General features: G+C 70.7%; 12 protein-coding genes. 1 reads left to right on the top strand and 11 read right to left on the bottom strand.

The genetic code is table 11. The features are described from left to right. Positions 1-55: 55 nt before the first annotated feature. Positions 56-823: an aminotransferase class IV gene (locus ACFFQA_RS05145; protein WP_377850451.1), complete on the top strand. Its 768-nt coding sequence runs from the start codon at positions 56-58 to the stop codon at positions 821-823. Between the two features lie 277 nt (positions 824-1,100). On the opposite strand, the gene ACFFQA_RS05140 is transcribed toward ACFFQA_RS05145, so the two are convergent. The 11 genes from ACFFQA_RS05140 to ACFFQA_RS05090 form a co-directional block, all read right to left on the bottom strand. After that, on the bottom strand, positions 1,101-2,075 hold the full coding sequence (locus ACFFQA_RS05140; protein ID WP_377850450.1) for an MASE1 domain-containing protein: 975 nt from the start codon (positions 2,073-2,075) through the stop codon (positions 1,101-1,103). 270 nt (positions 2,076-2,345) lie between these two features. Further along, positions 2,346-2,771, bottom strand: a complete 426-nt coding sequence (locus ACFFQA_RS05135; RefSeq protein ID WP_377850449.1) for a hypothetical protein — start codon at positions 2,769-2,771, stop codon at positions 2,346-2,348. A 57-nt stretch (positions 2,772-2,828) separates the two neighbouring features. Beyond that, a complete protein-coding gene (locus ACFFQA_RS05130) occupies positions 2,829-3,974 on the bottom strand; it encodes an aminotransferase class I/II-fold pyridoxal phosphate-dependent enzyme (protein WP_377850448.1) in 1,146 nt (381 codons plus the stop codon). Next, entirely contained in the window at positions 3,971-4,579 is a 609-nt protein-coding gene (locus ACFFQA_RS05125) for a helix-turn-helix transcriptional regulator (RefSeq protein ID WP_377850447.1), read from the bottom strand. Before ACFFQA_RS05125 ends, ACFFQA_RS05130 begins: the two co-directional genes overlap by 4 nt. Before the next feature lie 42 nt (positions 4,580-4,621). Beyond that, positions 4,622-5,755 (bottom strand): sensor histidine kinase, encoded by a 1,134-nt coding sequence (locus ACFFQA_RS05120; RefSeq protein ID WP_377850446.1) that lies wholly within the window; start codon positions 5,753-5,755, stop codon positions 4,622-4,624. An 8-nt stretch (positions 5,756-5,763) separates the two neighbouring features. Next, the gene (locus ACFFQA_RS05115) at positions 5,764-6,462 is read right to left on the bottom strand and encodes a response regulator transcription factor (RefSeq protein WP_377850445.1); all 699 of its coding nucleotides are present in this window, start codon (positions 6,460-6,462) and stop codon (positions 5,764-5,766) included. A gap of 74 nt (positions 6,463-6,536) precedes the next feature. Next, complete coding sequence (gene dxs, locus ACFFQA_RS05110; RefSeq protein ID WP_377850444.1) at positions 6,537-8,471, bottom strand: 1-deoxy-D-xylulose-5-phosphate synthase; 1,935 nt, start codon at positions 8,469-8,471, stop codon at positions 6,537-6,539. Positions 8,472-8,735: 264 nt separating this feature from the next. Next, the gene (ggh, locus tag ACFFQA_RS05105) at positions 8,736-10,121 is read right to left on the bottom strand and encodes a glucosylglycerate hydrolase (RefSeq protein ID WP_377850443.1); all 1,386 of its coding nucleotides are present in this window, start codon (positions 10,119-10,121) and stop codon (positions 8,736-8,738) included. Then, complete coding sequence (locus ACFFQA_RS05100; protein ID WP_377850442.1) at positions 10,118-11,218, bottom strand: ABC transporter ATP-binding protein; 1,101 nt, start codon at positions 11,216-11,218, stop codon at positions 10,118-10,120. Before ACFFQA_RS05100 ends, ggh begins: the two co-directional genes overlap by 4 nt. A gap of 31 nt (positions 11,219-11,249) precedes the next feature. Further along, complete coding sequence (locus ACFFQA_RS05095; RefSeq protein ID WP_377850441.1) at positions 11,250-12,089, bottom strand: carbohydrate ABC transporter permease; 840 nt, start codon at positions 12,087-12,089, stop codon at positions 11,250-11,252. Next, positions 12,086-12,961 (bottom strand): carbohydrate ABC transporter permease, encoded by an 876-nt coding sequence (locus ACFFQA_RS05090; protein WP_377850440.1) that lies wholly within the window; start codon positions 12,959-12,961, stop codon positions 12,086-12,088. Before ACFFQA_RS05090 ends, ACFFQA_RS05095 begins: the two co-directional genes overlap by 4 nt. Between the last annotated feature and the right edge of the window lies 1 nt (position 12,962).

Below are 12,962 nucleotides of genomic sequence, written 5' to 3'. Positions count from 1 at the left end.
GCTACCTCCGGGATACGCTCGGACCCATGGGAACGCACGTGATCACCGGCTCGTCATGAGCGTTGAGGACCTGCGCTGGGTCGCGCAGTACAACTACGGGCACTTCACCTCGATGCGGGTCGAGAACGGCTCCGTGCACGGTCTCGGCCTGCACCTGGAACGCCTGGACCGCGACGCCCGCACGGTTTTCGGCAAGGGCTTGGACCCCGAGGTGATCCGGCGCGCGATCCGCGCCGAGCTGGGTGACCGGACCGGGCCGGTGACCGTGCGCGTGAACGTCTTCTCGCACGAGGTCGGCATGGCCCGGCCGGACGCGGTGGTGACCCCGGAGCTGCTGGTCACCGTGCGGGACGCGCCGGACCTGCCGACCACCGCGTTACGCGTGCGGTCCGTGGAGTACGAGCGCGACCTGCCCGAGGTCAAGCACGTCGGCACCTTCGGGCTGCTGCGCCACCGGCGGCTGGCCCGGCTCGACGGGTACGACGACGCGCTGTTGCTCGACCGGCGCGGCCGGATCTCCGAGGGCACGATCTGGAACGTGGCGTTCTTCGACGGTGACCGGGTGATCTGGCCGAACGCGCCCGCGCTGCCGGGCATCGCCATGAGACTGGTGCGCGCGGGCCTGGAGCGGGCGGGCGTTCCGTCCGAGGTGCGCGAGCTGCGCCTCGCCGACCTGTCGTCGTTCCGATGGGCCTTCGCCACCAACGAGGCGTTCCGGACGCTGCCGATCGCCTCCGTCGACGAGACGGAGTTCGAGGTCGACGGTGAGCTGAACGCGTTGCTGCGCAAGTGTTACGAGGCGTCGGGACCGGAACCGGTCTAGCGCCTGTCCTGCACGTGGTGGCACCCCCTCACCACCCCCTGGCGCCCCCTCACCACTCCCCCCGCACCCCCGTGCCCCCGCACCCCCGTGCACGCGTGGGCCAGCTGGCGTGGTCGAAGTTTTCGCGTTTTGTCACCTAAATGCGCAAAAGAGCGCTCCCAAATCGCATCAAGGCTACAAAACGCGAAACGGTGGGCACGGCGGGTGGAGGGCGCCAGGGGGTGGTGGGGGCTGGGGTGGGTGGGGGGTGGGGTGGTGTTGTCACGTGCAGGAGCTGCTACTCGTCCCGTGCCGCACGGGACCTCGCCTGGGTGACGGCCTTGAGCAGGTCGCCACGGAGCAGGTCCACCCCCGGTGGGAACGCGGCCACCGCGTCCGCGAGCTGTGTGCAGGCCCTGTCGATCGCCTTCCTGGCCTCGTTGCGCTCCCTGGTGATCGCCGCGAGCAGCAACGCCGTCAGCGCGACGGACGCGGTGAACGACTGCAGCGTCGCCATCCTGACCACGAGGTCGTTCTCGGCGAACGGGCCGGTTCCCTCCACGGCGGCCAGGATCGCCAGCACCGACACGATGAGGGCGCAGGGCGTGGCGCCGACGAGCTGGAAGCGCAGTGCCGCCCAGATGATGAAGGGGAAGACGAGGAACAGCATCCGCAACGACGTCAGCGTGACGAACAGCGCGACGCCGAACGTGCACGCCAGCAGCAGGACCGCCTCAAGCCAGCGGATCCGCCTGCCGCGCCAGGACAACGGACCGGCCAGCGCGGTCAGCGCCATCGGCACCACGATGAGCACTCCCATGGCGTCCCCGGTCCACCACACCAACCAGGTCTGCCAGAAAGCACCGGCGGCGAGAACTCCCGACCACAGCAGCGCGAGGCTGCCAACGGTCGCGCTGATCACCATGCCCGCGAAGGCACCGAGGAACACCAGCAGCAACGCGTCCTTCAGCCGGTCGAGCTCGACGCGGAACCCTGTTGCCTTGAGCAACAGGTAGGCGCACAGCGGCGCGAGAGTGTTGCCAACGGAGATCTGCGCGGCCGCCCAGAACGTCGGCCCGATCGGCAGATTGATCAGGAACGCACCCAGGGTGATACCGGGAACCATCGGCAGGCCCCATCGGTACAGCAACACCAACGCGATGCCAGTTGGCGGCCACAGCGGCGTGACCTGGGTGTGCACGAGCGCCAGCAGCAGCCCGACCTTGGCGGTCACGTAGTAGGCGGCGATCACGACGAGAAGCCGTGCGCTCATCGTCGCGGCAGTTGTGAGCCTCTGGAGGTGCGCAGTGGGTATCACCAGTCGCCTGCTCGTCCGGGGCGTCCACCACGAAGGAGGCAGCCGAGGATCGGGACCCGTGCACTCTCCCCTCCCCCGGCTCGGCGACGCAACGCCGTTCCCTCTAACCGCCTAGCGCCCCACCTGAGCTGGTGGCCTTTGACTTGTTGACTGGTTTTTGCGCCTGTGCTTGACAATCGCCGGGCCTTTCGGGCCCGGCGATCCCGGCCAGTCGGCTCGGACGGTTCAGAGGCGGAGGCTGACCCAGAGGTTGAGGCTCGCGAAGACGTCGAGGGAACCCGCGCCGCACAGGCGGACCGAGACGAAGGCCGATGCCGCGACGAAGAGGCCGCCGCGGCTCTGGACCGGAACGGTGACCTTCCACTTCTTCTTGCCCGCGGCGCGTTCGGCCGCCGTGCACGCCTGGCCCGCGCCCTTGCCCTTGCCCGCGGCGTGGCCCTTCTGGTCGACGTCGACGAGGATGTCGACCGCGCCGCCCGAGCAGCTGTAGGTGCCCTCGATCTGGGCAGCGGCACCGTTCTTGACCAGCTTCGCCTCCTGGGCGACGGTGATCTCGGCCGGAGGCGCCGCGACGGCCTGCGGTGCGGCGGCACCGACCAGAGCCAGACCCAGCGCGCCGGCCACCAGGGACCGCGTCATCTTCGTGATCATGGCGCGAAGCCTGCTGCGCTGCCGGTGGACCGGCAACCGGGGTCACCCGGCCGTGGATCATGCTCGCGGGTGACCGGACTCCCGGAGCCAGGTGCCGAACGCGTGCAGCGCGGGCTCCGGGTCCGCGCGGCCGATCCCGACGCGGAAGCGGTCGGTGGGCACCGGAGTCAGGTCGGAGGCGAAGATGCTGGAGGGCACGAGCAGCACTCCGGTCTGCTCGACCAGCCGGCCGCAGAAGTCGTCGGCGCCGTCGGAGCCGAGGTAGCGCGGGAACGCCACACAACCACCGTCCGGCGCGGACCACTCGAAGAGGTCGGGGAACTCCGCGAAGAACGCGCCGAAGATCTCCTGGTTCTCCGAGACCAGCGCGCGGTTTCTGGCCAGCAGGCGGTCGCGGGCCTTGATGGCGATGCGGGCGAGCAGCTCACTCGGCGCGCTCGTGCAGATCGTGGTGTAGTGCTTCGCGCGTTCGAGGCGGGCGATGATCTCCTTGTCCCGGCAGGCGATCCACCCGACGCGCAACCCCGGCAGCCCGAGCGCCTTCGAGGTCACGCCGAGCGAGATCGCGCGAGGCGAGAGGTCGGCGGCCTGGGTCAGGGTCCGTGCGGGGTCGAGCTCCAGTCCACGATGGACCTCGTCGCTGAACACCACGATCCCGCGTTCGTCGCAGAACGCCACCAGTGCGGCGAAATCCTTCTGCGACAACAGCTTTCCGGTCGGGTTGTTCGGGAAGTTCACGTACACGACGCGAGTGTTGGGGCGCAGCGCGGCGGTCAGCTCGTCGAGGTCGAGCGCCCAGTCCGCGTCGGCGTTCAGCGCCACACCCGTGACCTCGCACAGGGACAACGCGACCGTCTCGGCGGACTGGTAGCACGGCGTGACGACGACGGCGTGGTCGTCCGGCCCCAGCAACACCTGGAGCCCCAGCAGCACACCCTCCTGCGCACCGGCGAAACAGACGACGTCGTCCGCGTCGACACCGTCGAAGGTCTCAGCGATCGTCTTGCGCAGCACCGGATCGCCGTGGGTCTGCGTGTAACCGAGGTCCAGGCTCTCCCACGCCGCACGATCCGAGTCGTCGGCCATCGCGACCAGCTCCGCCATGGTGACGGTCTGCGCGTCGGAGGCGCTGAGGTGGTAGCGGGCGGTGAACTCCCACTTCGAGAAGAACGCTTCCAGCCTGAAGTCGGGCAGCGCGGTCATGACTTCTCCTCACGGAGCTCGGCGAGCAGGGCGTAGACGGTGGAGCGGGAGATCCCCATCGCCCGTGCGACCTCCGGCGCGGCGCCGCGCACGGCGAACACGCCCGCACTGTCCAGTTCGGACAGGACTTCGAGCCGCTCGGCCTTGCTCCACCGCTCCACCGGGCCATGGCGCCGGACGAAGGAGCCCACGGCCTGGTTCACGCGGTCGAACCAGTCGTGCTCGAACAGCGGCTCCGGGCGCGGAGCCACGGGGGCGGCGAACGCGGACAGCAACGCGGCGGCCTGTTCGAACGGAGTGCGGTCGAGGTTGATGCACAGCACCGCGTCGGGGTCGCGCAGGACGACGCTCACCGAGGACAACGACCGCCCGTCCGCGAGCACCTTCGGATAAGGGCCGAGCACCCCGTCGGTGCCGGGCGTCATCGCCGCGAGGTCCCCCAGCAGCGACGGATCCCCCGCCTTGCGCCCGGAGAACGGGTTCCAGACCGCGAGCACGACGTCGTCCTCCGGATCGTGCAACACCACCTCGGCCCGCGGGCTCAGCAACGCGGCGACAGCCGCGCACATCGGCCCGTACCGCTCCACTCGCGCATCCCCACTCACCCATCAGACACTATGTCCAGCCCGGACACTTTGTCCAGAGAGTCAGATCGCCGCGGGAGCCGTGGGGAGGTGGACGCGGACCGCCAAGCCGCCGCCCGGCACCGGCTCCGCCTGGACGTCGCCGCCGTGGGCCTGGACCACCGCCCGGACGATGGACAGGCCGAGCCCGGCTCCGTGCTTGGCGGTCCTGGCGACACCACCGCGGCGGAACGGCTCGAACAGCTCCGGGACCTGGGCGGCGGGGAGCTCCGGACCGGAGGAGGAGACCTCCAGCAGGATGCGGCCACCGGACTCGCCGACCCGGACCTTGATCCACCCACCGTCGAGGTTGTGCCGGACCGCGTTCTCCAGCAGGTTGCCCGCGACCCGCTCCAGCAGCGCCGGATCACCGACCACCAGCTCCGGGCGGGTGTCCATGGTGACCTCGATGCCGCGCTGAGCCGCCTCCGCGCGGACCGCGTGCCACGCGCTGGTCACCAGCACGGTCAGGTCCACGGCTTCACGCACCGCCAGCCCACCGCCGTCGGTGCGCGCGAGCAGCAGCAAGCCTTCGACGAGCTGTTCGGCCCGCAGCGTCGCCTGCCGGACCACCCCGGCCATCCGCCGCAGCTCTTCGGTGTCGGCGTCCGGATCGGACAGGGTCACGTCGAGCTCGGTGCGCACCACCGCCAGCGGCGTGCGGAGCTCGTGCGAGGCGTTGGCGACGAACCTGCGCTGCGCCTCGAAGGACGCCTGGAGGCGGTCGAGCATCTCGTCGAAGGTGTCGGCCAGGTCGGCCACCTCGTCGCGGGGACCGGTCAGCTCGATGCGCTCGCCGAGCGACTCCGCCGACAGCCTGCGCGCCGCGTGGGTGACCTCGTGCAACGGCCGGAGCACCCGGTCGCTGACCGTCCACACCAGCAGCGCGGTGGCCACGACCACGCACAGGAACGCGATCGCCCCTGCCTCCAGGACCTCCTGCCGGGCCTGGTCCTGCAACAGCGTGGACAGCTGCTGGGCGTCGAGCGAGGTGCCCTGGACGGTGACCGTGGAGCCGGGAGGCAGCCGGGGCGCGCCGCCGACGACGTTGCCCACCAGCATCCAGCCCAGCCACAGCAGCAGCGCGCTGACGCTGGCCACCAGGACCGTGGCGAGCAGGGTGAGCCGGACACGGAGCCCGGGACCTCGACGACGCATGACCTCTCTCAGCCGGGGTTGCCAGCGCCTCCGGCCTCGCCCTGCGCCGCGTCCGGCACTCGGTAGCCGGAGCCGACCACGGTGTCGATGATGCCAGGCTCCCCGAGCTTCTTGCGCAGGGTCATCACCGTCACCCGGACCGTGGTGGTGAACGGGTCGGCGTTCTCGTCCCACACCCGCTCCAGCAGCTCCTCGCTGCTGACCACCTTGCCGCCCGCGGAGAGCAGCACCTCCAGCACGCCGAACTCCTTGCGGGTGAGCTCGATCGGCCTGCCCGCGCGGGTGATCCGGCGCTTGGCGGGGTCGAGCACGAGGTCACCGGCGGTGAGCACCGGCGGCGTTGCCGGGGTGGCGCGGCGGCCCAGCGCCCGGACCCGCGCGACGAGCTCGGGGAAGGCGAAGGGCTTGGCGAGGTAGTCGTCGGCACCGAGGGACAGCCCGGCGACGCGGTCCTCGACGGCGCCGCTCGCGGTGAGCATCAGCACCCGGCTCAGCGCGTCCGAGCCCACGATCTGCCTGCACAGCTCGTCACCGGACATGCCGGGCAGGTCCCGGTCGAGCACCACCACGTCGTAGCGGGTGATGCTCACCTTCTCGTGACCGGACTCGCCGTCGTAGGCGACGTCCACCGCCATGCCCTCGCGGCGCAGTCCGCGCGCGACCGCGTCGGCGAGCGGCTGTTCGTCCTCTACCACCAGGATTCGCACGAGTTCCACCGTGCCACAGGTTCGGCCGCGAAGGACGGCCCGGAGGTTCGAGTTCGAACATCCGGGCCGTGTTCTCACGACTTCTTCAGCTTGGGGACCCCGATCTCGGCGGCCGACGAGTCGTCGTGCTCGCTGCCGTACTCCGAGGCCCACTCGGTGACCTGGCGGGCGATGTCCTGCGCGGTCAGCCCCAGCTCGGCGAGGATCTGGTCACGCGAGGCGTGGTCGAGGAACCGGTTGGGAATGCCCAGGTCCCGCATGGGCATGACCAGTCCGGCGTCGCGCATCGCGGCCGCGAGGGCCCAACCGAAGCCACCGTGGCGGCCGCAGTCCTCGACGGTGACGACCACGCGGTGCGCCGCGGCCAGCTCGACGACCTCCGACGGCACCGGGAACACCCAGCGCGGGTCGACCACGGTCACGCCGATGCCCTGGTCGGACAGGCGCTGCGCGGCCTCGACCGCGAGCTGGCCGAACGCGCCGACCGCGACCAGCAGCACGTCGTTGCCCTCGTCCGCGGACGGGCGGCGCAGGACGTCCACGACGTCCAACCGCTCGACGGCGGGCACCTCCGGGATGACCGCGCCCTTGGGGTAGCGCAGCACCGTCGGCGCGTCCTTGACCTCGACCGCTTCGCGCAGCTGCTCGCGCAGGCTGATCGCGTCGCGCGGCACGGCGATCCGGATGCCCGGGACCACGCCGAGGATGGACAGGTCCCACATGCCGTTGTGGCTGGCGCCGTCGCTGCCGGTGACACCGGCGCGGTCGAGCACGACGGTGACGCCCTGCTTGTGCAGCGCCACGTCCATCAGCAGCTGGTCGAACGCGCGGTTGAGGAACGTGGAGTACACCGCGAACACCGGGTGCAGGCCGCCCATGGCCAGGCCCGCCGCCGAGGTCATCGCGTGCTGCTCGGCGATGCCCACGTCGTAGCAGCGGGAGGGGAACGCCTGCGCGAACTTCTCCAGGCCGGTCGGGCCGAGCATCGCGGCGGTGATCGCCACGACGTCCTCGCGCTCCGCGCCGATCCGGACGATCTCGTCGGAGAACACCGAGGTCCAGCCGGGCTTGGCGACCTTGGTGGGCTTGCCGGTGGCCGGGTCGATGACGTCGATGGCGTGCATCTGCTCGGCCTCGTGGTTCTCGGCGTGCGCGTAGCCCATGCCCTTGCGGGTCACCGCGTGCACGATCACCGGACCACCGAAGGCCTTCGCCCGCTCCAGCGCCGCCTCCATGGCGACGATGTCGTGCCCGTTGACCGGGCCGAAGTACTTCAGTCCGAGGTCCTCGAACATCACCTGCGGGCTGAGCGCGTCCTTGATGCCGCGCTTGGCCGCGTGCAGCGCCGCGTACACCGGCTTGCCGACCACGGGCATGTTCTGGAGGGTGCGCTTGCCGTCCTCCAGCAGCTTCTCGTAGCCGGGGCGCAGCCGCAGGGTCGCCATGTGGTCGGCGAAGCCGCCGATGGTCGGCGAGTAGGAACGGCCGTTGTCGTTGACGATGATCACCACGGGGCGGGTCTTGTCCCCGGCGATGTTGTTCAGCGCCTCCCAGCACATGCCGCCGGTCAGCGCGCCGTCGCCGACAACAGCGACCACGTGCCTGCGGGTTCCGCGCAGCTGGAACGCCTTGGCCAGGCCGTCCGCGTAGGACAGCACGGTGGAGGCGTGGCTGTTCTCGATGAAGTCGTGCTCGCTCTCCGCCCGCGAGGGGTAGCCGGACAGCCCGCCCTTCTGGCGCAGCGCGGCGAAGTCCTGCCGACCGGTGACGATCTTGTGCACGTAGGACTGGTGCCCGGTGTCGAACAGGATCGGGTCGTGCGGGGAGTCGAAGACGCGGTGGGCGGCCAACGTCAGCTCGACGGCGCCCAGGTTCGGGCCGAGGTGCCCACCGGTGCGGGAGACCTTGTCGACCAGGAAGGCGCGGATCTCCTCGGCGAGCGTCACCATCTCGTCGTGGGTCAGGCGCTTCAGGTCGGCGGGCCCCTGCACGGAGTCGAGCAGCGTCACCGTTTCCCTCCTCTGTGCCGTTCGTACCGTCGGCGTGGCGGCTGTCGGCCAGTCTACGGAGACGCGCGGAAATGCCTTCGGCCGATCGGGCGTCGTTGCCGCATCACCGGCTGATCTGCGAAAACGGGCTTCGGATATCTCCGAAGAAGCCGCTATCGCACCTGTTCACGTGAGCGAGAACACCAAGAGATCGCAGTCGGGAACGGGACTACCCCGATGCTCTGCGTAAATGCATCGGAGTGGTTTCTCACACGATCCAGCGATTCAGCACAGCCAATCGAGCACAACCGCGGCGGTCCAGGACTGGTCGAGGCTCCCCAGCGGCTCGCCGGTCAGCGGGTGGTAGTACTCGGCGAAAGCCCCGTCCGAGCACAGCAGCAGGCCCTGGGCGCGGTGCCGCTCCGCGCGCTCGGCCCAGCCGCGCCGGGCGAAGGCCCAGCCGAACAGCCAGCCGGTCACCGGCCACTGCGGGCCGCGCCAGTACTGCCGGGGCCGGAACGCGTCGTCGGCGGGCGAGGTCGACGGCACCAGCGAGGTGAGCAGCCCGGGGTGCCCGCACCAGTCCGGTCCGTCCAATGTGGACAACAGGGTGCGCTCGGCCGCCCGGTCCAGCCCGCCGCACAGCAGCGGCGCGAACCCGGCGATGGTGCGGGTGCCGATCCAGGCCCCGGCGCGGAAGTCCCGGTCCCGCGCCAGTCCGGTTGCCGGGTCCACCGTGGCCGCGACGGCGGTGCGGCCACGGCGGGCCCAGTCCCGCAACGCGGTGACCTGCGTCGCGGGCTCACCGAACTCCTCGCCGAGGTCCGCGAGCACGTCGCAGGCCAGCGCGAAGACGGCGGTCAGGAACACGTCGCCGACCAGGAAGCTGGACGTGGCGACGACGCGGTCGGGGTCGTAGCCGACCCGGCGCATCTCCTCCACCAGCCACAGGTAGCGGTCGTACTCCGCGTCGGAGGGCCGCATCCCGGCGTCGGCGACCAGCCGCAGGTCCCGCCGCACGTACGGCGGCAGGTCCGCCCCCGGCCGCACCCCGGCGTAGGCGGAGTCCCAGCGCGGTGAGTTGTCCATCCCGGACTCCCAGCCGTGCACGACCGCGAGCAGGCCGTCGCCGCCCGGGTCGCGGTGCTCGGCCAGCCAGCGGTGCCAGGCGTAGAGCTTCGGCCAGGAGCGGCGCACGAAGTCCTCCGCGGTGGCCCGGTCCACCGGCCCGCCCCTCCTGGCGATCTCCAGCAGCCTGCCGACGGCGATGGCGTGCGCGGGCGGCTGGCAGATGCCCGAGGTCAGCGGCCCGCGCGGGGCCTGCCTGCTCAGCTCGTGGGTGCCCCAGCGGTCCGGACCGGGGAAGTACTCGTCCGCGCCGCCCTCGGTGAAGACGATGTGCGGCAGCATCCCGCCGCTCCACTGCGCGGCGAGCAGGGTGTCCAGCTCGGCGACCGCGCGCCCGACGTCGAGGTGGGCGAGGCCGATCGAGATGAACGCCGCGTCCCAGCTCCACATGTGCGGGTACAGCCGAGGAGCCGCGGTGACCAGCGTGCCGGTGTCGTTGCCGCGCAACACGTACGCGGCCCTGGCGGCGAGCAGGTGGGAGGGCAGCTCCCGCCGGGCGGCCCGCGCGGTCATCTGGTCGGCGGCCGGTGATGCGAGGGTCACGAGGTCTCCAGCAGCAGGTGTGTTTCCGGGTCGTACCAACGGCACTGATCGGCGGGCAGGCTCAGCCGCAGGCGCTCGCCGGGGTCCGCGCGCACGCTCGGCGGCGCCTGCACCTTGACCTGGTGCCCGGACAGCGACACCGTCAGCAGCACCGAGGAGCCCAGCGGTTCGAAGACCTCCAGCTCGGCGCCGAGCCCCCCGGGGCTTTCGAGGTCACCACCGCGGGCGACCTCGAAAGCCTCGGGCCGGACGCCCAGGCGCAGTTGGCGGTCGGAGAAGCTGCGCAGGGCCTCCGGTACGGGCACGCTGTGCGCGCCCAGATCGAGCAGGAGACCGCCGTCGCCACCCGCGACGACAGTCCCGGTGAGGAAGTTCATCGGCGGGCTGCCGATGAAACCGCCGACGAACTCCTCGGCTGGGTGGTCGTAGACGGTGGTGGGTGAGTCGCACTGGGCGATCCGGCCCTGGCGCATCACCGCGACCCGGTCGCCGAGCGAGAGCGCCTCCACCTGGTCGTGGGTCACGTAGAGAGTGGTGGTGCCGAGCTCGGCGACCAGCTTCTTCAGCTCCGCGCGGAAGGACAGCCGCAGCAGTGCGTCCAAATTGGACAGTGGCTCGTCCATCAGCAGCACCTCGGCGTCCATCACGATGGCCCGGGCCACCGCGACGCGCTGCCGCTGACCGCCGGAGAGCTTGGCGGGGTAGCGGTCGAGGTACGGGGTGAGCTGGAGCAGGTCCGCCGCCCACGCCACCTTGCGCTTGATCTCGTCCGGGTCGGCGCCGCGCATCCGCAGGCCGAAGCCGATGTTGTCCGCGACCTTGCGGTGCGGGAACACCGCGTAGGACTGGAACACCATGGACAGGTTGCGCTTGCGCGGCTCCAGGTAGGTGACGTCCCTGCCGCCGATGACGACCTGTCCGGCGTCGGGGAGTTCGAGCCCGGCCACCATGCGCAGCAGCGTGGTCTTGCCGCAGCCGGAGGGTCCGAGCAGCACCATGAACTCGCCGTCGGCGACGTGCAGGCTGATGTCGTCGGTGGCCCTGCTGGTGCCGCCGGGGTAGGTCTTCACCAGGTTGTGCAGTTCGATCTCGGCCATCGTGTGCTCTCGTCTCGGTGGGTCGGGCGGCTCAGCGCAGGGTCGTTCCCCACATGTTCAGCAGGTAGCGGCGCATCACGAAGATGAACAGCAGCGCGGGCAGGACCAGCACGAAGCCCCCGGCGAAGCGGTAGGCGTTGGGCGAGTCCGCCAGCGAGGCCAGCACCTGCGCGGGCAGCGTCCGGTGCCCCAGCGTCAGCACGGCCGCGCCGAGAACCTCGTTCCAGGACAACACGAAGGTGAACACCGAGGACGCGGCCAGCCCGGGCAGCGCCATCGGCAGCACCACCCGCCGCATCGCCTGGCCCGGGGTGCAGCCGAAGATCAGCGCGGCCTCCTCGACGTCCTTGGGGACGCCGACGAAGATGCTCGCGGTGATCAGGATCGTCGTCGGCAGCGCGAGCGCGGTGTGCACCAGCGTCACCGCGAAGACGGTGTCGTCGACGCCGACGCGGAGGAACATCGTGGCCAGCGGCACCGACAGCACCACGATCGGCAGCGCGCGGACCAACAGGATCAGCACCTGGTAGGCGTCGCGCCCCCGGAAGCTGAAGCGGGAGATCGCGTACCCTGCCGGGGCTCCGAGCAGCAGCGCGAGCACCACCGTGTACACCCCGGCGAGCACGGAGTTGCCGAACGCGGGGACCACACCGGTCCCGCCGACGAAAGCGGTGACGCTCTCCGTGGAGAGCTCACTGGGCAGCAACGGTTTCGGGAACTCGGTGAGCGCGGTGCGCGATGACAGCGCCGACAACGCGATGAGCACGATCGGCAGCAACATGAACGCCGAGATCGCCACGCACGCGAGCTGGATCAGGACCCGCTGGCGCCTGCGCTTGCGCAGCGGCGCGAGGTCGATGGCCGGCCTCATCGCGGTCCTCCCGCCGATGGCTGGCGCAGGGCGCGCATGTAGAGGATCGCGGTGCCGAGCGAGAGCGCGAGGATCACCAGCGCGACCGCGCTCGCCACCGCCGGGTTCTGGAGGTTGACGTACCACTGGTAGGTCTCCCCCACCAGCAGCGGGAAGTTGCGCCCGGTGAGTGCCTGCGCGACCGCGAACGCTTGCAGGGCGAGGATCGTGCGCAGGATCAGCGCCACCTGGAGGCTGGGCCTGAGCAGTGGCAGCGTGACGTGCCACAGCCGTTGCCACGCCGACGCGCCGAAGACCTGGGCGGCCTCGTCGTAGTCCGGCGGCATCATCTGCACCCCGGCGACGACGATCACGAAGACCATCGAGGTGGCCCGCCAGATCTCCGCGACCACCACCGCCAGCAGCATCGTGGTCGGGTTGTCGTAGCTCAGCCAGGCGATGCCGTTCTCCGACAGGCCGAGGCCGATCAGCAGCGAGTTCAGGTAGCCCCGGTCGGCGAAGACCGTCAGCCACACCAGTCCCGCCGCGAGGTCGGAGATGGCCAGCGGGATGGCCCAGATGTAGAAGTGCAGCCCGGCGAGCTTCGGCTTCGCCTGGATCAGCAGTGTCATGCCGACCGCGAGCACGAGCTGGATCGGCACCACGATCACGATGAGCAGCAACGTGTTCAGCAACGCCTGCCCGAAGTACGGGTCGCCGAACAACCGCTCCCAGTGGGCGAGGGTGAACCCGTCACCGTCCTGGAAGGCGGCGAGGACGCCCTGCACCAGTGGCCAGCCGAACAACAGCACCAGCAGGACGGTCGAGGGCGCGAGCAGCACCCACGGCGACATGCCGATCCGCTTGGGCGGTCGTTTCACCGCGGCGGTCATC

Source organism: Allokutzneria oryzae, from assembly GCF_042429765.1.
Lineage (GTDB): Bacteria > Actinomycetota > Actinomycetes > Mycobacteriales > Pseudonocardiaceae > Allokutzneria > Allokutzneria oryzae.
This window is presented reverse-complemented; position numbering and strand designations above follow the sequence as displayed.